The sequence below is a fragment of the Chryseobacterium sp. SIMBA_029 genome (genome assembly GCF_046535275.1).
GTDB lineage: Bacteria > Bacteroidota > Bacteroidia > Flavobacteriales > Weeksellaceae > Chryseobacterium.
The window spans coordinates 1-24358 of the sequence record NZ_JAWRXA010000011.1; the positions used below are offsets into that span (position 1 = coordinate 1).

General features: G+C 36.5%; 23 protein-coding genes and 3 tRNA genes. 14 read left to right on the forward strand and 12 right to left on the reverse strand.

Going from position 1 to position 24358, the window contains the following annotated elements; translation table 11 throughout:
* Nucleotides 1-214 precede the first annotated feature (214 nt).
* Nucleotides 215-709 carry a DUF6438 domain-containing protein gene (locus tag SB679_RS18670; protein WP_410703821.1) on the forward strand — a complete coding sequence of 165 codons (495 nt, stop codon included), beginning with the start codon at nt 215-217 and terminating at the stop codon, nt 707-709.
* A 162-nt stretch (nt 710-871) separates the two neighbouring features.
* Nucleotides 872-2137: a DEAD/DEAH box helicase gene (locus tag SB679_RS18675; RefSeq protein ID WP_410703822.1), complete on the forward strand. Its 1266-nt coding sequence runs from the start codon at nt 872-874 to the stop codon at nt 2135-2137.
* Nucleotides 2138-2206: 69 nt separating this feature from the next.
* On the opposite strand, the gene SB679_RS18680 is transcribed toward SB679_RS18675, so the two are convergent.
* The 7 genes from SB679_RS18680 to SB679_RS18710 all read right to left on the reverse strand — a co-directional run bounded on the left by SB679_RS18680 (nt 2207) and on the right by SB679_RS18710 (nt 9281).
* The gene (locus tag SB679_RS18680) at nt 2207-2980 is read right to left on the reverse strand and encodes a TatD family hydrolase (RefSeq protein WP_410703823.1); all 774 of its coding nucleotides are present in this window, start codon (nt 2978-2980) and stop codon (nt 2207-2209) included.
* Between the two features lie 5 nt (nt 2981-2985).
* The gene (locus tag SB679_RS18685; protein WP_410703824.1) at nt 2986-3507 is read right to left on the reverse strand and encodes a DUF4269 domain-containing protein; all 522 of its coding nucleotides are present in this window, start codon (nt 3505-3507) and stop codon (nt 2986-2988) included.
* Nucleotides 3500-4462 (reverse strand): GSCFA domain-containing protein, encoded by a 963-nt coding sequence (locus SB679_RS18690; protein ID WP_410703825.1) that lies wholly within the window; start codon nt 4460-4462, stop codon nt 3500-3502. The genes SB679_RS18685 and SB679_RS18690 overlap by 8 nt, the downstream gene beginning before the upstream one ends.
* A gap of 68 nt (nt 4463-4530) precedes the next feature.
* On the reverse strand, nt 4531-5502 hold the full coding sequence (locus SB679_RS18695; RefSeq protein ID WP_410703826.1) for a polyprenyl synthetase family protein: 972 nt from the start codon (nt 5500-5502) through the stop codon (nt 4531-4533).
* A 109-nt stretch (nt 5503-5611) separates the two neighbouring features.
* Nucleotides 5612-6754: an anion permease gene (locus tag SB679_RS18700; RefSeq protein WP_410703827.1), complete on the reverse strand. Its 1143-nt coding sequence runs from the start codon at nt 6752-6754 to the stop codon at nt 5612-5614.
* A 14-nt stretch (nt 6755-6768) separates the two neighbouring features.
* Nucleotides 6769-7407 (reverse strand): DUF47 domain-containing protein, encoded by a 639-nt coding sequence (locus SB679_RS18705; protein WP_034710657.1) that lies wholly within the window; start codon nt 7405-7407, stop codon nt 6769-6771.
* Nucleotides 7408-7559: 152 nt separating this feature from the next.
* Nucleotides 7560-9281 carry a DEAD/DEAH box helicase gene (locus SB679_RS18710; RefSeq protein WP_410703828.1) on the reverse strand — a complete coding sequence of 574 codons (1722 nt, stop codon included), beginning with the start codon at nt 9279-9281 and terminating at the stop codon, nt 7560-7562.
* Nucleotides 9282-9508: 227 nt separating this feature from the next.
* Between SB679_RS18710 and SB679_RS18715 the strand changes: the two genes are divergently transcribed.
* The 7 genes from SB679_RS18715 (at nt 9509) to SB679_RS18745 (ending at nt 17406) form a co-directional block, all read left to right on the forward strand.
* Complete coding sequence (locus tag SB679_RS18715; RefSeq protein WP_410703829.1) at nt 9509-10819, forward strand: TolC family protein; 1311 nt, start codon at nt 9509-9511, stop codon at nt 10817-10819.
* A gap of 2 nt (nt 10820-10821) precedes the next feature.
* Complete coding sequence (locus tag SB679_RS18720; protein ID WP_410703830.1) at nt 10822-12084, forward strand: efflux RND transporter periplasmic adaptor subunit; 1263 nt, start codon at nt 10822-10824, stop codon at nt 12082-12084.
* 23 nt (nt 12085-12107) lie between these two features.
* Nucleotides 12108-12875 carry an ABC transporter ATP-binding protein gene (locus SB679_RS18725; RefSeq protein WP_410703831.1) on the forward strand — a complete coding sequence of 256 codons (768 nt, stop codon included), beginning with the start codon at nt 12108-12110 and terminating at the stop codon, nt 12873-12875.
* A 5-nt stretch (nt 12876-12880) separates the two neighbouring features.
* Complete coding sequence (locus tag SB679_RS18730; protein ID WP_410703832.1) at nt 12881-14110, forward strand: ABC transporter permease; 1230 nt, start codon at nt 12881-12883, stop codon at nt 14108-14110.
* A 156-nt stretch (nt 14111-14266) separates the two neighbouring features.
* Entirely contained in the window at nt 14267-14932 is a 666-nt protein-coding gene (locus SB679_RS18735) for a DUF2461 domain-containing protein (protein ID WP_410703833.1), read from the forward strand.
* A gap of 191 nt (nt 14933-15123) precedes the next feature.
* On the forward strand, nt 15124-15918 hold the full coding sequence (locus SB679_RS18740) for an FkbM family methyltransferase (protein ID WP_410703834.1): 795 nt from the start codon (nt 15124-15126) through the stop codon (nt 15916-15918).
* Between the two features lie 9 nt (nt 15919-15927).
* Entirely contained in the window at nt 15928-17406 is a 1479-nt protein-coding gene (locus tag SB679_RS18745) for a lipopolysaccharide biosynthesis protein (RefSeq protein ID WP_410703835.1), read from the forward strand.
* Here SB679_RS18745 and SB679_RS18750 read toward each other — a convergent pair.
* The 4 genes from SB679_RS18750 to SB679_RS18765 all read right to left on the reverse strand — a co-directional run bounded on the left by SB679_RS18750 (nt 17399) and on the right by SB679_RS18765 (nt 21965).
* A complete protein-coding gene (locus SB679_RS18750) occupies nt 17399-18445 on the reverse strand; it encodes a hypothetical protein (protein ID WP_410703836.1) in 1047 nt (348 codons plus the stop codon). The genes SB679_RS18745 and SB679_RS18750 overlap by 8 nt on opposite strands.
* A gap of 86 nt (nt 18446-18531) precedes the next feature.
* The gene (locus SB679_RS18755) at nt 18532-19386 is read right to left on the reverse strand and encodes a glycosyltransferase family 2 protein (RefSeq protein ID WP_410703837.1); all 855 of its coding nucleotides are present in this window, start codon (nt 19384-19386) and stop codon (nt 18532-18534) included.
* Between the two features lie 81 nt (nt 19387-19467).
* On the reverse strand, nt 19468-20868 hold the full coding sequence (gene aspA, locus SB679_RS18760; protein ID WP_410703838.1) for an aspartate ammonia-lyase: 1401 nt from the start codon (nt 20866-20868) through the stop codon (nt 19468-19470).
* A gap of 71 nt (nt 20869-20939) precedes the next feature.
* Nucleotides 20940-21965, reverse strand: a complete 1026-nt coding sequence (locus SB679_RS18765) for an N-acetylmuramoyl-L-alanine amidase (protein ID WP_410703839.1) — start codon at nt 21963-21965, stop codon at nt 20940-20942.
* Nucleotides 21966-22100: 135 nt separating this feature from the next.
* Here SB679_RS18765 and SB679_RS18770 point away from each other — a divergent pair.
* The 5 genes from SB679_RS18770 (at nt 22101) to SB679_RS18790 (ending at nt 23654) form a co-directional block, all read left to right on the forward strand.
* A tRNA-Ser gene (locus SB679_RS18770) sits at nt 22101-22185 on the forward strand.
* 15 nt (nt 22186-22200) lie between these two features.
* Nucleotides 22201-22275, forward strand: a tRNA-Pro gene (locus tag SB679_RS18775).
* A 34-nt stretch (nt 22276-22309) separates the two neighbouring features.
* Nucleotides 22310-22383 (forward strand) — tRNA-Arg (locus SB679_RS18780).
* Nucleotides 22384-22904: 521 nt separating this feature from the next.
* On the forward strand, nt 22905-23441 hold the full coding sequence (locus SB679_RS18785) for a DUF2975 domain-containing protein (protein ID WP_410703840.1): 537 nt from the start codon (nt 22905-22907) through the stop codon (nt 23439-23441).
* A 3-nt stretch (nt 23442-23444) separates the two neighbouring features.
* A complete protein-coding gene (locus SB679_RS18790) occupies nt 23445-23654 on the forward strand; it encodes a helix-turn-helix domain-containing protein (RefSeq protein ID WP_034710642.1) in 210 nt (69 codons plus the stop codon).
* Here SB679_RS18790 and SB679_RS18795 read toward each other — a convergent pair whose 3' ends face one another.
* Nucleotides 23655-24092, reverse strand: coding sequence for a thermonuclease family protein (locus SB679_RS18795; RefSeq protein ID WP_410703841.1), 438 nt, complete (start codon nt 24090-24092; stop codon nt 23655-23657). It abuts the gene before it with no gap.
* Between the last annotated feature and the right edge of the window lie 266 nt (nt 24093-24358).

A 24358-nucleotide genomic window follows, 5' to 3' on the forward strand; every position in this document is an offset into this window, starting at 1 on the left:
AAGCAAAAACAAATTTGCTCTGGTTTAATTATTTATTTTTGTCCTTTAATCTGTATCGGAGTTTCAGGACTAGTCATGAAGGAAAATATTCTTTTATCCCAATCTGCTCCATTCTAATGAAATATAGTATTGATCGCACTTTAAAAGATATCACTGACAATAGATCTACTTCGTTTTGGAACAGTTATTGAGAGAAAACAGTCAAATAAAAACTATGAAATATTTATTGAGTCTTTTCGCTTTTGTATTGCTATTTTCTTGTACTTCTCAGAATAGCAGCGTTAAATCACCGTATTCAACGATCGAATATCAGGCCGGCGCGTGTTTCGGATTCTGTCCTATTTTTAAAATGACTATTAATTCTGACAGAACTGCCGTTTTGGAAGCTGAACATTATAATTTCAGCAAATCGACATCAAAAGATGAAGTTTCAAAAGAACGTGAAGGAACTTTCACCACGACTATTAAAGAAGCTGATTATAAGAAGCTTGTTGCTTTACTGAATGACCTCAATGTAAAAAGTTTGCAGGACAAATATGGCAGTCATAATATTACGGACCTTTCCACAGCATATTTAAGAATTAAATTTGAAGACGGTGCGTCTAAGAATGTAGAGGATTATGGGAAAAGAGGAAGTGAAAAGCTTACAAAAGTCTATCAGTTTTTTGAGGCTTTAAAGCATAATCAGCAGTGGACAAAGGTAAAATAATACGATTAAATTATTTTAGTCTATATTTGCATTATATTTCGCGGCATTCTCAGCCATATGGTAATCTATATTACTTAAAATTCTGTTAATCTTTTTTAGCAGATATGCTAAAAATGATGAAGTATACTACTTCGACCGCATTATTTTAATACGCAATATATTTTGTTATTTACAGACTTAAAAATTATCAAGCCCATTTTAGATGCGCTTCAACAGGAGGGTTATGAAACACCGACACCTATACAGCAAAAAGCTATCCCTTCTATTTTAGAAAGAAGAGATTTACTAGGAACGGCACAAACGGGAACAGGGAAAACAGCAGCTTTTGCGATTCCTATCCTTCAAAACCTTACTGAGCGCCAGGGGCCAAAAAACAATCATATTAAAGCTTTAATCCTTACTCCGACCAGAGAGCTTGCCATTCAGATTGAAGAAAACATCAATTCTTACGGAAGAAATCTTTCGTTAAGACAGTTGGTAATCTTCGGTGGTGTAAAGCAGGGAAGCCAGGAAAATGCTTTAAGAAAAGGTGTAGATATCCTGGTAGCAACACCGGGAAGACTTCTTGACTTTATCGCACAGGGAATTGTAAGCCTTAAAAACCTTGAAATCTTCGTCCTTGATGAAGCTGACAGAATGTTGGATATGGGTTTTGTGCATGATGTGAAAAGAATCATTAAGCTTCTTCCGCAAAAAAGACAAACGTTGTTTTTCTCGGCAACCATGCCTTCAGAAATTCAGAAATTAGCAAGTTCTATTCTTCAAAATCCTGTACAGGTAGAAGTAACACCAGTTTCTTCAACCGCAGAAACGATTAATCAGTCGGTTTATTTTGTACAGAAAGAAGATAAACTGGACCTGCTTTCTCATATTTTAAAAGAACGTATTTCAGATTCTGTACTTGTTTTTTCAAGAACAAAACATGGTGCTGATAAAATTGCAAGAACTCTACATAAAAACGGGGTTGTAGCAGAAGCGATCCACGGAAATAAATCACAGAATGCCCGTCAAAATGCATTAACGAACTTCAAATCCGGTAAAACCAGAGTATTGGTTGCGACTGATATTGCCGCAAGAGGAATTGATATTGACGAATTGAAATACGTGATCAATTATGAACTTTCTGACGTTTCTGAAACGTATGTACACAGAATCGGAAGAACGGGAAGAGCTGGTGCAGAAGGAAATTCTATTTCTTTTGTAGACGGATTGGATTTAATTAACCTGAAAAGTACTGAAAAACTAATCGGAATGAAAATTCCTATTATCAAAGATCATCCGTACCATACAGACAATCTTGTTGCCCAAAAAAGGGATTCCAACAACAAGCCTATGTCAGGTGGAGCAGGAAGACCTAAACCATCTTCACCAAGGAATGACGGAGGCCTTAAAAAGCCCAAAAATAAAAGCTTTTTCAGAAAGAAATAAAACTAAAGCCTTCTCAAATTGAGAAGGCTTATTTTTTTAGTATCAAATGACATTTTTATTCAAGATAGTCTAAAAGCTATTCTTTTTAAACATTCTATTGGCATTTTCTGTTGTAATTCTATCGATCTCCGTAAAATCTGTATCATAGATATTAACCAGTTTACCGGCAACTAAATCAAGGTAAGAACTTTCATTTCTCTTTCCTCTGTGTGGAACCGGAGCCAGATAAGGAGAATCTGTTTCCAGAACAATTTTATCTAACGGAATTTCATTTAAAAACTGATCAATCTTACCATTTTTAAAAGTCACTACTCCACCGATTCCTAATATAAAGTTTAAATCAATTGCATGTTTTGCCTGTTCAAGATCCCCTGAAAAACAGTGAAAAATTCCACGAAGTTTCGGGTGTTTTTTTCTTTCCAGCACTTCGAATGTTTCATCAAAGCTCTCTCTGGTATGGATTACAATAGGAAGATCTTTTTCTATCGCCCAGTCAATCTGCTGGTCAAAAGCTTTTACCTGAATATCAAGGGTTGTTTTGTCCCAATACAGGTCAATTCCGATCTCTCCTATGGCAGGAAAACTTCTCTGTTCCAGGTAATTTTTAACAATCTCCAGTTCTTTTTCCCAGGTTTCGGGTTTTACATAGCATGGATGAAGTCCCATCATTGAAAAAATTCGGTTGGGGTATTCTGCTTCCAAAGCCAGCATTTTCTCGTGAGATTCCGAATCAATAGCCGGAAGATAAAATTCTTTGATGCCTTTATCTACAGCTCTCTTAATTGCTTCTTTTCTGTCTTCATCAAATTCCTCAGCATATAAATGGGTATGTGTATCAATCATTATTTCTAAAATTTTAACAGCTCTTCATAAGGATTTTCCAAACCGAGTAAAAGTCCAAATGCGGGCTCGGTTTTCATTCCTTCTTTCTTTAATTCTATTATTTTTTGTTTAAAATTTTCTCCTTTTTCTTGTAATATTTTGTGTTCGGAAATCATGTGGCGATAAGCATTCTGCTGAAGTGGCGGCTTATTCTGGCCAAAGATTTCTATGAGGAATCCCTTTAATTTATAGTTGATGACAATACATTGTTCTCCATTCACTGCCATATTTTCAATATGTACTTCAGTATGATCTGGAATACAATTTTTTACGGTTTCAATAAATACTTCCTGAAACTGAAGATCAACTTCACAAATGATATCCAGATCACTCCCTTCAATATCAATTTCAATAGGAATGGTTCCGGCTAATACAGGAAAATAGGCATTCAGTTTTTCAAAAATTTCATATTTTTTGAGGATCTCAAAAGCGTATTGCTGCCTTTTATTTCCATTTTTAAGATATGCAATTGTTGTAAAATCAATCATCTGTGGTGAATATTCTGTGTTTCACTTTTTTCTGTTGTGCTTCAATCTTCTGATTTAATTTTTCCCTAAACTCAATATATTTGGGACTTTTTTTATCAGTTGTACGATGCTCCAGCGCTTTATAAATTTTAAAGTTTTCTTTGATAAAATCTTTGGTTTCCGTTGAAAAATAAGCTTCTCCGAATTTTTCGAATATATAATTGATAGCCTGAGTATTAGGATGGATCATGTCTTCTTTGTAGAACCGGTAATCCCTGAGATCATCCATCATCATTTCATAAATGGGAAGATAATGACAGTTTTCTATATCCGATATTACCTCGTGAACGGCCATAATCAGCTTGGATTTGCTTAACTGATTCTCAATCATTCCATCTTTTGTATGGCGGACTGGTGAAACCGTGAATAAAATCTGAACATTATCTTTACAGATATCTTTTAGATTCAAAATGGTGTTATAAATAGAATCGGTAAGCTCCTGATGGGTCAACAATCTCTTTTCAAAGAATTTCTGCGGAATTTTATGACAATTGGCCACCAGTTTTCCCTTCGGAAGAAATTCATAGATGAATGATGTTCCATAGGTGATGATTACCCAGTTCGTAGTCTGAAGGAAAGAGTTTCCTTTTTCTAATTCGGCATTAATTTTATTTAATGTCTGATGCACATATCGGGTATCAAAACCCGAATGATGATCCAAAGAGATAAATTCATCGTTAAACGCAATCAAATCATCCTCTTCATAGGAATCTGCATCATGAAGCCTTTTCACAGCATTATTGATCGAAAAGGGGTTGAAAATCGTTCCAAAAGGATTATTGAAAGACTGGAGCTGACCCTGCATCAATAGATCAGACATTTCAGCAGCAAAGCAGGATCCTATTGAAAACAGGCTGTCTTCAACTTCAATCTTCTTTTCTGATTTCTGGATGTCAACTTCAGTACGGAATTTCATTACATTAATTTCAAAATTGAAAAATGAGATAATGCATTATATCTATTATCTCATTTTTAAATTATTTTTTAGCTTTCTCTTCTTAAAAGATAATTAGCCAGTTCTATAAATGGTTTTTTCTTTTCTTCAGGGATATTGATTTTCTCCAGATAACTTTGACCGATTTCGTTGTGTTTCTCGATCAGACGTAATGCTTTTTCATCTACTTTAGTTCTTCTGAAGATCTTTTCTACGTTATATACTTTATCAATATTATCGGTCTTTTTAGAGTACCAGTAATCCAGTTCTTTTCTTTCTTCTTCTGTGGCGTGTTCTCTTGCCATCAGATAAAGAACTGTTTTCTTATTTTCATAGATATCTCCTGCATGTTTTTTACCAAACTGCGCCTGATCTCCGAATACATCAAGATAATCATCCATAATCTGGAATGCAATACCGATGTGTTTTCCGAAGTTGAAGATTGCTTTTGCATCTTTAAAATTAGCCTTGGCAATCAATGCTCCGATTTCAAAAGAAGAAGCACTTAAAACTCCGGTTTTATAAGTAATCATTCTGATGTAATCATCAAAAGTTACATTTTCCTGGGTCTCAAAATTAATATCATACTGCTGGCCTTCGCATAAAAGAAGTCCGGTATGGGTAAATATCCTGATACAGGCTTTGAAAATTTCAGGTTCCAAATCTTCAAAAAACTTATAAGCTTTCAGCATTAATCCGTCTCCGGAAAGAATTCCTACGTTAATCCCGTGCAGGGTATGAATGGTAGGCTTATTTCTTCGCAACGGCGCTTCATCCATGATATCATCATGAATCAGTGTGAAATTATGGAAAAACTCTATTGCTAAAGCAGGCTTGATCGCCTCTTTCAGATCACCTCCAAATAAGTCGCAGGCCATCAAAACCATAATAGGACGAAGACGCTTTCCACCATGGGAAATGATGTAATTCATCGGATCATATAATTCTGCAGGCTTATCTTTAAAAGTATACTTATTAATAGCGTCCGCAACAATCTGTTGGTATCTGTCTAAAAATTCCATAAATTATTTTTATAGTTTAAGCAAAAATACGATTTTTAAAGGCTTTATAAAACAAAAAACTTTGCTTGATCAGGCAAAGTTTTTATGTTTATATAATTAAAAGTGATTTCTAAGATAAAAATGTAACCAGAAGATAAGTAACTCCGGCAACAATAGCTGAAATAGGAATTGTTAATACCCAAGCCCAAAGTAAGCTTACGGTGATTCCCCAACGTACTGCAGAAACTCTTTTCGTTAATCCTACCCCGATGATAGAACCTGTAATCGTATGTGTTGTAGATACAGGAATACTCAACTGGTCTGTAATGAAAAGGGTAATTGCCCCTGCTGTTTCAGCACTTACTCCTTCTAACGGAGTAACTTTTGTGATTTTCGTTCCCATGGTTTTGATGATCTTCCAACCCCCACTCATTGTTCCTAAACCGATCGCAAGAAACGATACCAAAGGAACCCAAAGATAGTGCTGTGCAAAATAATCAAAACGGCCTGCAGAAGGGATATTAAGATAAACAGGATCATGAAGCATCTCCACGTGATAATATATCAGGGCTGCCCCAATAATACCCATTACCTTCTGTGCATCATTCAAACCGTGTCCTACACTGAACAAAGCTGAAGAAACCAACTGCAATCTTTTGAAAGATTTGTCTGCTTTATATGGGTTTGATCTTTTATAAATGTGAACAATAATTAATGTAATGATGATTGAGATGACCATTCCTATGATGGGTGCCATAAAAATGAACAGGAAAATAGGAATTACTTTATCAAATTTCACAACATTTTGTGTTGTTAACTGATGAAAAGCCTGTTTTAATGTTTCAAATATCCCCAGATCAGGATGTGCAGAAACCACATCGTTATAATCCATCATAAAAGCATGCATTAATGCGGCTCCTAAAAACCCACCAATTAAGGTGTGTGAAGATGAAGAAGGAATACCAAACCACCATGTTAAAAGATTCCAGGCAATGGCAGCCATCAGACCTGAAAATATAACTTCAAGTGTGATGAAATTTTCATTAACCGTTTTAGCGATGGTATTACCAATTCTGAATTCACCTATTACATAGGCTGCTAAAAAGAATGCTGCAAAGTTCCAAAGAGCGGCCCAAAGTACAGCCTGGAAAGGGGTTAAAACCTTTGTAGAAACAATAGTCGCAATTGAGTTGGCCGCGTCATGAAAACCATTAATATAATCGAAGATTAAAGCCAAAGCAATAATAACCGTAAGTAAAATCGGAAATTCCATTTTTGTTATTTTGTTTAGGCGTATTTAATCATGATGTTCTCAATCGTATTGGCAACATCTTCTGCCTTGTCTGTTACGATTTCAAGATAATTAAGTACCGATGAAATTTTGATGATATTGATAGCATCATTGGTTTCAAATAGCTCTACCATTGAGTTTGAAAGCAAATCATCTGCAATATTTTCGATAGAGTTTACTTTGATACAAGCTTCTTTTACCTGCTCCATATTCTTAAATCCTTTAAGATTCTTCATTGCATTCTGGATTTCCAGACAAGCTTTGTGGATCAATAGGGAGAAATCTGCGTAGGCCTTCATCAAAGGTGATTTGTATAAGAAGATATACTTCGTTGAAGCGTAGATATAATCAGCAATATCGTCTAGTCCAGTTGCCAGTGTGTGAATATCTTCACGGTCAAAAGGGGTGATGAAATTTTTACCCAGTTCTATAAAAATTTCATGAGTAAGCTCATCATTTTTATGTTCGTAGTCGCTCATTTTTTTCAACATTGAATCATCGTTAAGATCAAAATCTTTAATTCCGTTGTTGAATTCCTCAGACATTGCTACCAGGTTTTCAGTTACTTTTTCAAAAAGGACAAAAAAGATTTTATCTTTTGGTTGAAAAGCGTGGAAAATATTACCAATTCCCATTTTTAAGTATTTATAATTTTGAGTGCAAATTTCCTAAAAAAGCTTCTTACCTGAAACTATCTGACATTAAGTTTTGTTAACATACTGTTATCTCCTGATTATCAAATAAAAAAACCGGCTGTATAGCCGGTTTATATGATTAAGAATGAGTTTTAATTCGCCTCTTCAGCTCTCATATCTTTTCCTTTAAACTTCATTGAAGAAATGTTATCTAAAAGCTCTCCTTTAAATGATTTTTCGATTTCAAAGAAAGAGAATTTCTCTAAAATTTCAATATCACCAATTTCAGCTCTTTTTTTACTTCCTCCAGCAGGAGTCGTTGCTTTATTGATAATGTCCAAAACATCCAGTTTTTTCAATTGATCTTTTTTACCCAGGTTAAAGAAGAATCTTACCATATCTTCATTCTTTTTCCTTGGTTTTCCGCCACGTTCTCTTCCTCTGTCTCTATCTCCTCCACTTCTGTTGTCGCGGTCTCTTCCTCTATCTCTGTCTCTGTCACGACCTCTATCTCTGTCTCTTCTAGGATAGTCATCATCTCTACTGCTGTTGAATTTCTGGTCAACAAGATCATGTTTATCTTTGTAGTACAGGGCAAGATCTTTCAATTGGAACTGTAATAACTTATGTACCAGTTCTTCTTTAGTGAAAGCGCTTAGATCCGGGATTAAACTGTCGTCAAATTCAAATATATCCTGGTGCTCCGTAAATAATTTTTCGAAAACACCTCCAACCTGAGCTTTGATTACATCTTCTCCTGTCGGTATGAATTTTTCAACGATATCAATTTTCGTTGTAGATTTTATCTGCTTTAATTTTCTGCTTTCTTCAGGCTTAATCAAAGAGATTGAAATACCGTCTTTTCCTGCTCTACCTGTTCTTCCGCTTCTGTGAACGAATACTTCAGGATCATCAGGTAAAGAGTAATGGATAACGTGAGTTAATGAATCTACATCCAGTCCTCTGGCTGCAACGTCTGTTGCTACCAAAATATCAATGTTTTTCAATCTGAATTTCTTCATTACCGTATCTCTCTGCGCTTGAGAAAGATCTCCATGAAGGGCATCAGCTGCATATCCGTTCTGCATTAAGAAATCTGCAACTTCCTGAGTTTCCATTCTTGTTCTACAGAAAAGAATAGAATACTGGTTAGGGTTGGCATCAATTAATCTCTTAAGAGCTTCTTTTTTGTTACGATATCCTACAACATAGTATTCATGCTTAATGTTCTTTTTAACTTCGTTAATAGAACCCACAGAAATACGGTGTGGTTTTGTAAGATAATTTTTAGAAATTCTCTCCACTTCTTTATTCATCGTTGCAGAGAATAAGAAAGTTTGTTTTGTTTCAGGAGTTTCTCTTAAAATGGTTTCCAATTCGTCTTTGAAACCCATTGAAAGCATTTCATCAGCTTCGTCTAAAACTAACCAATGAATAGCAGAAAAGTCAAGTGCTTTTCTGTTGATAAGGTCGATAACTCTTCCTGGAGTACCTACAATAATCTGTGGCTTATCCTTTAAAGAACGAATCTGATCCACAATACTGCTTCCACCATAAACTGCTGTAGTTTTGATGTCTTTCATGTACTTAGAATAATTCTTTATGTCTTTAGAAATCTGAAGACATAATTCTCGTGTCGGACAAAGCACCAAAAATTGGATTTTGCGACTCGTATCGTCAATCATATCCAAAATCGGAAGCGAAAACGCTGCTGTTTTGCCTGTCCCTGTTTGCGCAAGTGCGATCAAATCGCGAATATCTGAAAGAATAAAAGGGATAGTCTGTTTTTGGATTTCTGTTGGGCTTTCATAACCCAGTTCGCCAACTGCCTTAAGAATGTCAGGACTTAAATTGGACTCCGTAAATAAATTCATTAAATATTATAAAATTTCTGCAAATATACAATAAATTTTTGACTTTTTTTTGAACAAAGTGTTAAATAACTAAACTTAATTTCAGAATCCTTTAATATTTTTTTAATTTTTAAAAAATTATAACCAAAAAAAGGCCGTCTCTGTTAAAAACTCGTTAAATATTGTTTTTTTTTATTAAATTGGATTGATTTTTTCTGTCTTATTAATGAATTTTCAAAAATAAAATTATGGAACGGAAATTTTTCTTTTTGGTATTCCTGCTCAAAACTCTTGATATATTCGCCCAGACCAGTCATTATCCTGAAAATTGGACCCTGGAAAACTGTATTCAATACGCAAGAGAAAATAATATTTCCATTAATTCTTTACGGTTATCGAAAAATTCGGCAGAACAGGATCTTTTACAGGCAAAAGAAGCCAAATATCCCAATGTCAGCGCTACTGTTTCCCAGGGACTTTTTGCTGTGAACGGCAGCAACGGCCTGCATCTCAACGGTGCACAATCTCAAAGCATCGGAGCCAGTTCTTCCATGACACTCTATCATGCCGGTTATATTAAAAATAATGAAGATTCCAAGAATCTGGAAGTTCAAATGGCCGATTTATCTGTTCAGGAATCCGAAAATAATATCACACTGACTATTGCACAGGCTTTCCTGAATATTCTGATGTCTCAGGAAAACATCGTATCCCTTGAAAATGTTCTGAAAACTACCCAAACTCAGTTAAAACAGGGCGGACAGCTTTACAGCGCCGGAAGTATTTCAAAATTAAATTATCTTCAGATTCAGGCGCAGGTCGCTCAGGATGAATACAATCTGGTTTCTGCTCAAAACGGATTAAAAACCAATATTGTTAACCTTAAACAGATTCTCCAGCTACCTTCTCCGTATAATTTTCAGATCGCACAGCCAGACTCTATTATCGTTGATGACAACATAAAATCGTTGCAGGATGTTCAGGATACCGCACAAAACCAACGTCCTGAGGTAAAATATGGAGAGCTGAATATAGAAAGTTCCAACACCAATTTTAAAATGGCAAAAGCTTCCATACAGCCCACCCTGAACCTGGTAGGAAATATTTCTACCAATTATACCAACGGAAACGGTAATTACTTTAACCAGCTGGGAAATAATTTTTATACTCCCATCGGATTAAGCATTGGAATCCCCATCTATAACAACAGAATTTATAAAACTGAAATTGAAAAATCTAAAATTGCCATTCAACAGGCCAATTTAGACCTTCAAAACACCAAAACAGTTCTCAATCAACAGATTGAACAGTCTTACATCAGTCTGCAGAATTCACTTTCCCAATATGATTCTGCTTTAAAACAGATGAACATTAATAAAGAAAGCTATGATATCGTCAATGCACAGATGAAACTCGGAAGTATTGATTATGTGCAGCTTCAGCAGCAGAGACTGCTCTATATACAAGCAATCCAGAATTACCTGCAGGCCAAATACTCTGCAGTTCTCAATAGAAAAATTTATGAATTCTACGCAGGTAACTCTATAACGCTTAAATAATTATGAAAGCAAAAAATAAAAAATGGCTGATCTGGCTTATCGGAGGAATAATTGCTATCGGAGCCATCTGGTATTTCTTTATCAAAAAAGAAGAAGTAAAAATCCAGCTTGAAACCGTGCATCCTTCAATGGGTGAAATTTCAAATTCCATTACGGCAACAGGAACTGTACAGCCTGTAGATACCGTGGCTGTAGGTACTCAGGTTTCAGGAATTATTAAAAACCTATATGTTGATTTTAATTCCCAGGTGAAAAAAGGGCAGCTTCTCGCTACAGTAGATCCTGATCTGCTTCAATTTCAGACAGAACAGATCAAAGCCAATCTCCAAAATGCGAAAAGCAACCTGGCCTACAACGAGATTAATATCAACAGACAGTCACAGCTTTATAAAGTAGGCGCCATCAGCAAAGCAGATTATGATAATGCAACCAACCAATATAATGCATCTAAAGCACAGGTAAATGCTGTAAATGCTCAGCTTTCTACGGCAAATAAAAATCTGTCACTTACCTACATCTACTCTCCTATTGACGGGACAGTTCTGAACAGGAATGTAAGTGAAGGACAAACGGTTGCCTCAAGCTTCAGCACTCCTACTCTTTTCAGTATTGCCAAAGACCTTACCAAAATGCAGGTCCGGGCGTCTGTGGATGAAGCAGATATTGGAAATGTAAAAGTGGGACAGAAAGCAACCTTTACTGTTGATGCCTTTCCTGATGAAGTTTTTAAAGGACAGGTCTCTGAGGTACGCCTCCATCCAACGGTTTCCTCCAATGTGGTGAATTATACAACGATTATTAACGCAGATAATTCAGGGTTAAAATTAAAACCGGGAATGACGGCCAACATCACCATCTATACCAATGTACTGGAAAATGTAATGAAGATTCCTGTCGCAGCAACCAGCTTTATGCCGGACAGCCTAGTTGCTGAAAAATACAAGATTAATTCCCCTTTCTTGAAAGGCAAGAAAAAAGGCGGTAAGACGAAAAAAACAGGGCAAAACGATACCCATAAAAATAGTACCGGAGTGTGGGTTATTGCAAAAGACAGTACCATCTCCCGTAAAAAAATAAAAACAGGAATGGATAATGATACGGAAATCCAGGTGATTTCAGGATTAACGACCTCCGACAATATCATTACAGGATATAAAACCTTATCTAAAAAATCAGGCGGCAGCGCTGCAAAAAGCCCATTCCTTCCTCAAAGAGGTGGTGGCGGTAATAGAAACAGCGGCGGCGGTGGTGGCGGTCCAAGATAATTTTCACAGAAAAAAACAATGTCATGACAGGAAAAATTCTTGAAATAAAAGACTTAAAAAGAGAATTCAGGATGGGCGAAGAGATTGTACACGCTTTGAAAGGAGTTACATTTTCTGTAGAACGGGGTGAGTTTGTAACCATCATGGGGAGCAGCGGTTCCGGGAAATCTACCCTGCTCAATATCCTAGGATGTCTGGATCAGCCTTCAAGTGGAGATTATATTCTGGATGGCGTTAATATAAAAGATCTTAACCGGGATGAACTAGCTGTTTTAAGGAATAAAAAAATAGGTTTCGTTTTTCAGTCTTACAATCTGCTGGCAAGAACTTCTGCTAAAGAAAATGTGGAGCTTCCGTTGTTATATAATTCAAAAATATCTACAGAAGAACGCCATAGCAGGGCTTTAAAAGCATTAGCAGCCGTAAAACTGGAAAGCAGAGTCGATCACCTTCCGAACCAAATGTCCGGCGGACAGCAGCAAAGAGTTGCCATTGCCAGGGCATTGGTAAACGAACCTGTGATGATTTTAGCTGATGAGGCTACAGGAAATCTGGACACAAGAACCTCTTACGAAATTATGGCGCTTATGCAGGAATTGAACAAACAGGGAAGAACTATTGTTTTTGTGACCCACGAACCGGATATCGCAACCTTCAGCAGCCGTACTGTGACGTTAAGAGATGGTGTCGTTATAAAAGATGTTACCAATGATAATATAAAATCCGCCAAAGAAGCACTGGATAACCTCCCGGTAAACGACGATTACAACAGTCATGAATTAAAACCCTAAGCACAATGAATCTTTCAAACCTCTTCAGAATCGCATGGAAAGCCATTTTCCGGAATAAGCTCCGGGCCTTCCTTACCATGCTCGGGATTATCATCGGTGTTGCCTCTGTGATCGCTATGACCGCCATTGGTGAGGGCTCTAAAAAAAGTATCAGTGATCAGCTTTCGTCTATGGGTTCCAACATGGTTACGATACGTCCGTCGAGTAACATTAATGTTTCCGGAGGAGCAAGAATTGGTGCTTCAGGACTTCAAACGCTGAAACCTCAGGATGCTGATGCGATTGCAAAAGGTGCTCCCGATGTTTCTTATGTTTCACCGGCAGTTCAGACCAACGGACAGTCCATTAACGGTCCCAACAACTGGCCTACCCAGCTTCAGGGGGTAAATTCGGATTATTTCAGCATCCGCGACTGGAATGTATCAAGCGGAACTCTTTTCACATTAAAAGATGTTACTACCTCCAACAAGGTATGTGTGCTTGGTCAAACGGTTGTTTCCAATCTGTTCCCTAATGGTGCAGAGCCTATCGGAAGTATTATCAGATTTAATAAAGTTCCGATGAAAGTCATCGGTGTATTGGCTTCAAAAGGTTCAAACGCTTTCGGGCAGGACCAGGATGATGTAATTATCGCTCCTTTCAATACGGTTCAGCGAAGATTTTTAGGCATCACCTATGTGCAGACTATTTATGCATCTTCAACGAATGAAAACACTTCTCAACAGGCGACGGATGAAATTTCAGAAATTTTAAGAAAACAGCATAAACTTTCTCCCGATGGCAATAATGATGATTTCTCCGTCAGAACACAAGCGGAGCTGATCTCTACCATGAGTTCCACCAGCCAGCTTTTGACGGTTCTTTTATCTGCTATTGCAGGAATTTCCCTGATTGTAGGCGGCATAGGAATCATGAATATCATGTATGTTTCTGTGACGGAAAGAACAAAAGAAATCGGTCTCAGAATGTCCATTGGCGCCAGAGGGAAAGATATTTTATACCAGTTTCTTATTGAAGCTACCATGATCAGCATTACAGGCGGAATTATCGGAGTTGTTTTAGGAATCGTAACCTCAAAACTCGTCACAGTATTTCTTTCATGGCCGACTTTTATTACAGAATCGTCTATCATTGTTTCATTCATCGTATGTGCTATTACAGGCGTCTTCTTTGGATATTATCCAGCTTTAAAAGCCTCCAAACTTGATCCGATCGAAGCATTGAGATATGAATAGTTTTTTTTACTTTTGATTAACCGTTGTAGGTTGACAGTTGTTGGTTTTGAATTGATAGTTTCCCGCTGAAAGGAATTTAATCATCTTTTTTTATTCTAAAAATAAACTGTTAACCGATATATCACAATTGAATTTAAACAGAAAAAAAACAAAATTATGTCGGCTACCATTGCTCCCAGCACTTTTGAATTTATTAAAAAATTAACGAAGAATAATAACCGCGAATGGTTTAATGAAAATAAAACGCTGTACACAGAAGCTCAGCAAAATACCATTGCTTTTCTGGAAGATCTGATCACCGAAATGAGTAAATTCGATGAAGAGTTAGGAAAAATTGATGCTAAAAAATCACTGTTCAGAATTTACCGGGATACCCGGTTTTCAAAGGATAAAATTCCATACAAAACGAATTTCGGAGCCTCTTTAGGAATGGGGAAAGGGAGCCAGAAAGGAGGATATTACCTTCATATAGAACCTGGAAAATCTTTCTTAGCGGGTGGAATTTACATGCCGGAACCTGCTGTATTAAAAGAACTTCGAAAGGAAATTTCTTTATACGGGAACGACTTTATTAAAATCATTGAGCAAAAAGATTTCAAAAAACATTTCCCGGAACTGGATCAGGCTGACAAACTGAAGAAAATACCCCAAGGCTTTGAAAAAGAAGATCCGATGGGAGAATATTTAAAACTTAAAAACTTTATTGTAGTCTACAACGTGAAGGATGATGGAGTTCTGGATAAAAATGCTGTAAAAAACTTCAGCAAAATTTTCCAGCTCATGAAGCCGCTTAATGATTTCCTGAACGCCCCATTTTTATAAGAGCATCTCTTTATTTAAATGTATTAATAATAGATATTTTCAGTTAAATCAAGCCTTTAGGAGCAACACTCTCATTCAATTTCACAAAAAATAATAAATTTAATTACTGATAATCAATTCATTAGAATCAAAGTATTTTAACATCAGTTTAACATTTTTGTTTATCTTTGCTGTTCGTCAAAAAACCAGGGATGTCTTTATACCAAACAATTGCAGAAAAGCTACAATACATCAGTCCGAATTTTTACAAAAAAAGATATTTTAAAAATTTAAATAATCTTACTAAAGACAATTTTTCGGCACGGAATGTAGAACCGGAATTGGTCTGGATAAAAGACTATTTGCCTAAAAATGCAGTTATCCTGGACATAGGCGCCAATGTAGGAACTTTTCTTTACCAACTGGAAAACAAGCTGAATCATGAAAATGTGTATGCTTTTGAACCTAATAAAAGATTGTACAACCGTCTGAAAAGACTGTTTCCTTCCATGAGGGTTCTTCCCCTTGCACTTTCCGATGAAAATACGACAGCTACCTTTAAGGTTCCTATCATCAACGGAAAAATGATCGCATCGCGTGGAACCTTGAACACTGCCTACAAAGAAAAAGGCGAGGAAAAAAGTTATACGGAAAAGGTAAAGGTTATCAAACTGGATGAATGGGCTGCCATAGAACACTTCAGCAAGCTGGATTTCATTAAAATCGACGTTGAAGGAAATGAAATGAAAACGCTTTTCGGAGCGAGAGCAATCATTAAACAATTTCTTCCGACGTTAATGGTTGAAATGGAGCAAAGACATCACGACAATCCAATCTGGAATGAAATTTCAGAGGTTGAAAGCTGGGGATATGAAGCACGGTATCTTAACCGGAAAACTTTTGATCTTGAGAGACTTACCGAAGAAATCATCCTGCATAATACAGACGACGAGAAAAACAAAACGAATTATATCAACAACATTATTTTTATACCTAAAAACCATTAAAACAACGTTATGAGTGTAGTAGCGAGACAAGGCTTCAAATATTCCATTATCGGTTATATTGGTTTTTTGCTGGGAACAATTTCAGCAATATTTATCTTTCCGAATGATTTTGAATTTTACGGAAAGCTCCGCTACATCCTTCCTACCGCTGAAATGCTGGTTCCTTTTGTGGTTCTTGGAATTTCCTACTCTAACGTTAAATTTTTTCATACGGTAGAAAAAGACGGCAAAAAGCAGAATATGCTTTCTCTTTCTCTGCTTACGGTACTGATCAATTTTGTGATTTTTACTGCTGTGTTCTTCCTTCTTCCTTATTTTTACCCAAAATTCAGGCACTCGGAAGCTTGGAAGACTAAAGAAATGATTCTTCCTTTGATTTTGATTCTTTCTTTTTGTGCGATTTTCAATAAATATACTTCCAATTATAAAAGAATTGTTGTTTCCAATATTTTCGATAATCTTTTACCCAAAATAGCCAATTTAGGAGCTTTCTGCCTGTTTTTCTATTTTGCGTTGTCACAGAAAATCGCCTTTGCATTCTTCTTCGGGATTTTCACCTTAATGCTTTTAGGCTATGTTTATTACACTAACAAATTAGAAAAAATACAGCTGGATTTCAATACGGATTATTTCAGAGAAAATAATTTCTGGAAAGAATTTTTCAATTATAGCTTTTTTGGATTTTTAGGAACCTTCGGAAATTATTTAGCGATCAACAGTTTTATGATCGGTGAGTTTATGGGAATGGAGGAAGTTGGAATCTATTCCGTCCTGTATGCGCTTATTTCATTGATTTCTATTCCGCAGTTGGGACTTTTCAATATTTCGGCTCCGATTATCAACAAAACACTTGCTGACGGAGATATGGAGGAACTGGACCGATTTCATAAGAAAACGTCTTTGTCCTTATATTTTTTAGGGGCAGTTTTATTTTCATGCATCATGGTAGGATTTCCTTTCCTGACGCAGTTTATGCCTAAAAATGGAACGATGCTGAGAGAATATGAACCTGTAGTCTGGATCTGGGGCTCTGCAGTTTTAGTGGATCTGGCGACAGGATTTAACGGAAATATTATTTCTCTTTCCAAATACTACCGTTTTAACATTTTAGTGATGCTTTTACTGGCCGGACTTACGATCGGTCTGAACTACTATTTCATTAAAAATACCGACTTAAAATTAATTGGAATTGCCTTATCCACCGCTATTTCATTAACGACCTACAATGTTATTAAAATCATTTTCAATTATATTGTATTTAAGGTTTCGCCGCTTACGATTGAAATGATCTTTGTTTCCATTATCTGTACGCTGGCGATCACTGTAGCGATTGTACTACCTACTTTCAACAACAATCTGATCAACTTAATATACAAACCGACTGTCGTTCTGGTATTGATCTATATTGGAAATTATTTTACGAAAATATTCCCTCTTGAAGATTATCTGAATATGAGATTTATTAAAAGTGTATTCAAATTTAAGTAGAAATCAAACCTTTTATTACCTGCTCAATTTCTTGTTGTACTTTGTCTCTGTTATAGTTTTCCTGAAAATCGAAATGATGGGTTGTAAGGTTTTTAAACTGTTCAATTACATTTTCCTGCTCCGGAATAATAAATGCTAATTGCGAAGAATAGTCCGCCGGAAAAACGGCATATTTTCCATATTGGATGGCATCGCCCAGGTTTCCGGTCATTTTGGTACTTCCATATTTTTCTTTTCTGCTGAAAAACTCGGTTTCCGGCTGAATAGGACACCACAACACATCTGCTTTCTGCATCCATTTTTCAAAATCAGCTGATGACACCCGCTCTGTGAAATACGTAATGGAAATGCCTTCTGAAAGATTCCCAGAGAGTTTTTTAAGTTGTTTTAATTCCTCATCCATAGCTTTCCCAAGAAATACAAAACTAAATTTGCCGGATGATTGTATATTTCGAATGATTTCAAAAATGCGGTGATAATCCCGTCTTTTTTGTGAAACCCCACCCGGAATTACGATAGTGATGTTTTCGTTTTGAGTTTCCGTAAAATTTTTGGTATAAAAAAGCGGAAGAAATTTATACAGTTTTGAAGACAATTGCTTGTCCAGCACTAAAAGATTTTTTGCTTTCCGGTAGGCTTTTGAGGAATAAAACAAACCTTCTTTCCACCATAGCTTCAGTCTGTATATTACATCTCCTTTGAAAATACTTTTCAGCAAATTCAGTTTTGATGCTTTTGTAAAATTGATATTATGAACAATTACTGCCGTATTATATTTTCCGGCAATCGCCATGAATGTATTGAAATAGCGGTGAAGGGTTCCAATGACTACCAGATCATATTTTTTCAACTTTAACTGATCCGTAATCATAGAACTGTCTGATAAGAAAACCGTTTCTCCCGATTCGCTGATCTGATCTCTGATCTTTTTGGAAAAATAGTAATCCACGTCAAATTCTCTCGATTCACGGGTGATTTCCATGAAAGCCTGTGCAATTTCTGCGTGGGTATCTATCTCTATGTAGGCTATTTTCTTCACGTTTACATTTTAAATGGATTTTAAAATCCAATTTAGTAAAACAGGTCAAAACCCGTTTGTATTGAATGGATATTTCTAAGAATAAATTACATTCGCAACCACTTACTTTTCAACGCTTTCCAACGTTGATTGTTAATTATTTTTTGTTCGTCTTTGGAGATTTTCAACTCCATTTTTTTGGTACGGCAGGATTCGTATGATTTGACGATCTGAAAGAAAAAAGAGACCGATTTGCTCTTCATGGCTTCTTTTGAGGAGGCGATATATGCTAAGAATCTGTTTAATCCTAAAAAGTAAAAATACCTCCCATAATACTCTGATTCTCTTACCGTATAATCCGCTCCTTTTACTTTGATCAATTTTACCTGCAGTCCGGGCAAAACGATTTCTTTCCAGCCTAAATTTTCAAGCAGTATCGAATCAATATTGTCCCACCCTAAGGTTTCCCTCAAACCACCCATCTGAATGAAACATTCTTTCCGGTAGGCTTTCATAGGGCCTCTCACATGATGTTTATTTGAATTTCCTTCGTACACCCAATTTCCTTCTTTTTCTACATATAAAAGACCACCAACTAACCCATACTCAAAGTTATCCTGAAAGGCTTTTTCAATGGCTTTAAGATAGTTTTCGGGAAGAATAATATCGGCATCAAACTTACAAATCACATTGAAATCATCAAGATTTTGTGTTTGTAAGCCGTTTTTAAAGGCATTAACAACTTTTGATCCCGGTTGATGAGCTGATTTTTGAAGATTAACCGTTTCAAAACGCGGATCATGGTCCGTATATTTCTGGATTACTTCTGCTGTTCCGTCTGTGGAACCGTCATTTACCACAACGACTTTAAAGTCTTTACAGCTTTGCTGCTGTAAGGAATCCAGGGTAAATGAAAGGTGATCTTCTTCGTTATGGGCAGGGATTATTATTAAAAACCTCACGATTGAATGGATAAGTATGAGAAATAATTGATAAATAATGGGTTTGAAAAATCAATCATTATTTATCAATTATCATTAATATTATTTGTTATGCGGCTTCAGCATATTTTTAGGATCCAGGATTTCGTCTAGCTTCTCCTGAGAAAGAATACCTTTCTGTAATACCAGATTATACACGCTGTTTCCCGATTCTAAAGCTTCTTTTGCAATCTGCGTAGACTGTTTGTATCCGATATATGGATTAAGAGCTGTTACAATGCCTATGCTATGTTTTACCATGTTCAGGCAAACCTCTTTATTGGCAGTGATTCCAACGATACATTTTTCACGCAGGGTATCCAACGCATTGGATAGGAAGTTGATGTTTTCCATGATCGCATGGGAAAGTACCGGTTCCATGACATTAAGCTGTAACTGTCCGGCTTCTGCGGCAAAAGTTACGGTAAGGTCATTCCCAATCACCTTAAAGCACACCTGATTAACTACTTCTGGAATAACAGGATTTACCTTTCCGGGCATAATTGATGATCCGGGCTGCATTGGTGGAAGATTTATTTCGAAAAGTCCTGCTCTTGGTCCTGATGAAAGGAGTCTAAGGTCATTGCATATTTTCGACAGCTTTACGGCAAGGCGCTTCATCGCTGAGGAATAAATGACATAAGACCCTGTGTCCGGGGTTGCTTCCACTAAATTCGGAGCGGAAACAATCGGGAAACCTGTGATACGGGCCAAATTCTTCGCACAAAGATCTGCGTAGCCAACAGGAGCATTTAATCCTGTTCCGATCGCTGTAGCTCCCATATTGACTTCTACAAAAAGATCGGCGTTATTATTCAATTTAGAAATATCTTCTTCAAGATTAGCGGCGTAGGCTTCAAATTCCTGCCCCAACGTCATAGGAACGGCATCCTGAAGCTGCGTACGTCCCATCTTAATCACATCCTGAAACTCTTCTCCTTTTGCACGGAAAGCGGATACAATTTTCTGAAGTTTATCTGCCAGCCCTTCATTCATCTGAAGAAGTCCCATTTTTATGGCAGTAGGATAGGCATCATTCGTCGATTGGGAAAGGTTAATATGGTCATTGGGTGAGCAGAATTCATATTCTCCTTTATTTTTTCCCAGTTTTTCTAAAACGATGTTGGCAATCACTTCATTCGCATTCATATTGATTGAAGTTCCGGCCCCACCCTGAATCATATCAACAGGGAACTGCTCGTGGAACTTTCCTGCAATAATATTGTCACATGCTTCAGCTATTGTAAAATACAGACTTTCGTCAAGCAGTCCTAATTCATAATTGGTTTTGGCCGCAGCTTTTTTTACAAAGGCAAGCCCTTTGATAAAGTACGGATATGAAGACAAAAGCTGTCCTGAAATTTTAAAATTATCAATCGCTCTTTGCGTCTGAACCCCGTAATAAGCGTCAATGGGAACGTTCAGTTCTCCCAGTAAGTCGCTCTCTTTTCTGAAATTTTCCATTACAGATATTTTAACTTTTTTTATCGTCTAAAGATAGCAAAAACGCATCTAAACGATGCGTTTTATATTGATTATTTTGCTGGATATTTTTGATTTAAAGACTGAAGGATTGCCCACGTTTCAGCATCCATTATTCCGTCATAATTCTGAGGACGGAAATGGTACTGGAAGGCTTCTATGGTTTTCTTTGTCGCATCATCCCATTTCCCGCTGAGTTCCAGTCCGTATCCGAATTTCTGGAAAGCAGTCTGGATCAAAAAGATGAATGATGCATCACTGTATCTCACGGCAAAATCGGTTTGTGCTATATTGAAGAAATTCTGTTTTGAGGTTTCATCATACCACATTCCTATCTGGTACTGGTCATAGAGTTTCTTCCAAGGGAACATCGGTCCCGGATCCTGCTTTCTTGTAGGAGCAATATCTGAATGCGCAAGAACGTTGGTTGCCGGAATCTGATATCTTATAATGATATCTTTAGCCAAAGCTGCCACTTTTTTCACCTGATCGTCACTAAAAGGGGCAAATATTTTTTTCCCTGTAGAATCTGAAGTGTACCCTGTATTGACAATCTCGATTCCAATAGAGGTATCATTAAGGTTTTTATCACTTCTCCATGAGCTTACTCCTGCATGGTATGAACGTTTGTTTTCGTCTACAAGCTGATAAATCTCGTTATCTCCGGTATTATTCACCAGATAATGTGCGCTTACCGCCTGTTGGGAAAGTACAGTAATCGATTTATCATCCGGAAGTGCTGTATAATGAAGTATTAAATATTTCTGTCTAAAATTCTGTGCGATGGCAGGAAAATATGTTTTTACCACTTTATATCCAATCGGTTTTGCGGAAACAATGGAACCATAACTTGCGGTGTTATCATTTTTGGTTGCATCGGCAATATTTGTTGTAAAAAACTCCACTCCATGATCATTGGTAATTTGCGGTTTTGGAGTTTCCGGAGTTTGTGGTTTTACCGCGGGTTTAGGCTGTGCCACGGGGTTTTTCGGTTTGTAAGTATTTTTTTTTACATTTTGTTGCGGAGTACAAGAAAAAACAAAAACGCTTAATCCGATGATATATAATGTTTTACGCATTGGTTTACTTTTTTAATCATTTATTAGCTCAAAAATACACAAATTTTTCTTGAATTTTATTTGGTAAATAAAGAAATCTGTTCTATATTTGCACTCGCAATAACGGAACAACGATCATTAAAAAATAAACGTAAAGGAGGGTTGCCAGAGTGGTTAATGGAGCAGTTTGCTAAACTGTCGACGCGAAAGTGTCGCAAGGGTTCGAATCCCTTACCCTCCGCTTTTTTATATACTTCGGGGCGTAGCGTAGTCCGGTCATCGCGCCTGGTTTGGGACCAGGAGGTCGCAGGTTCGAATCCTGCCGCCCCGACTTTTTTTGATAATTTTCGCAAAAATTATACAATGGGTGCGTAGCTCAGCTGGATAGAGCATCTGCCTTCTAAGCAGACGGTCTCAGGTTCGAATCCTGACGCGCTCACAAAACCGACATCAAAATTTTCAACAATTTGATGTCGGTTTTTTTTATTTATTAATTTGCTACTAGTCAAGCAGATACCTTGTGATTATATTCATTTCAGCAGTTCTAAACACTGTTTCATCAAATTCCAGTTTTCTAGGATAAATACCGAACTGTAATCATGCTTTTTGCTTCAATCATTTAGTTCATTATCATGCCGGGTTTGAATATCAAAGTCCCTAAAATGAAAATGCGCATTGCACAGAACCTTTCTACCAGGTCTTTCCCCTTTATTACCATCCAATACATCCTGACACCATATTTCTCATAGTACTAAAGTTTCTAGCCACCCCCTCTATCTTCTCCCTGATTCATCACCCTAACATGATCTGCTGGAGTATGCCCTTAGCCATTTCATTAAATGCCCCTTATTATGAAGCACTTTTTATATTCGGTAAATATTTTTTGAATAAAAACCTATTTTTATTGTTTATCAATAAAATTTAATTACTTTTGACCCATCATATTTAATTTCAACAATCATGTCAAAAACAAACAACTTCGTATTTAAGGGCTTGTATATTGTGGCTTGGGTCATTTTTGTCGGCTTGTGCATTGAAGCAGGAGGCTTAATAGTTAATTTCTGTTTCACTCTGTATAAACCTGAATTTATTCAAAATCTCTATCAAAAGTTAGACTTAACTGAAATGTATAAAGACAGTAGATTAGCTTTTTTTGGTATCTACAGCTTTATTCTAGCCATTTCAATTTTAAAAGCCTCCCTATTTTACATAGTTATCAGATTAATGCACAAAATGGATTTATCAAAACCGTTCAACACGTTTGTTGCGAAACGAATTTTACAAATTAGCTATTATACCCTTTCAATTGGATTGTTAAGTTACACTGCCAGGCAGCTAGCTGAAAATTTAATGCATCATGGTTTTGTTACCGACAACTTGAACCAATTTTGGGCAGACAGTCAAGCATTCATTTTAATGGGAGCCGTAATCTATATTATTGCGACTATTTTTAAAAAAGGAATAGAGATTCAAAACGAAAACGATTTAACTGTTTAAGGTATGGCAATTGTAGTAAATTTAGACGTTGTAATGGCTAAACGAAAAATGTCACTTAATGAACTTTCTGACAAAGTTGGTTTGACATTATCGAACCTCTCAATATTGAAAACAGGTAAAGCAAAGGCAATAAGATTTAGCACTTTAGAAATAATTTGTAGTGTTTTGGAATGCCAACCGGGAGACATTTTAGAATATGTTGAAGACAAATAATTAATTCTTATACTCTTGTAGAGCCTTTTTATTTTTATTAAGATCGCGTTTTATTTTTCTGTATTCCCAGGGAGCTATCGCGTGAACATCCTGCCAAAGGCCTATCTTTTTATATTGAGCTTTATCCTGCAGCTCCCCTAACGAACTGTTTTTAGAAAAAGAATAATACCACCAGCCCATTCCTGCTCTTATCAACTCTTCCGACAGGTATTTCCCATTGTCATAGTATACTTTCGCAATGGCACGTCCATAACGGTCTGTATCTGTTTCAATAAAAGTAATGGTTTTTCCAAAGACTTTATCGAAGGTAAACTGTCTGGCATTTTTCCCAAAGGCCTGTCCTTTTTCAGGACAATCCACTTCGGCAAGTCTGAGCTTTTTTTGTTCTTTCCCTCTTAACAGTATGGTAATGGTGTCCCCATCTGAAATTTTTATCACTTTTCCCTTTGTTTGCGATAGTATAAGCATCGGAAAAAGCACATACATTAATATCAATCGTTTCATCCGGCAAAGATAGGAATTAAGAGATATTAGATGCTGCTCAATCTTTTTTCAGACTTTAAAAAATACGAAATGTCAATTCGTCACTTTTCCTTCCCTGGCATTATTTTCAGAACCAACACTAAAAATCTATATAAAAAACTAATATATTGTATGGGAACTATTGATTTAAAAAGGAATGTTTATATATTTAGCAACGGTAT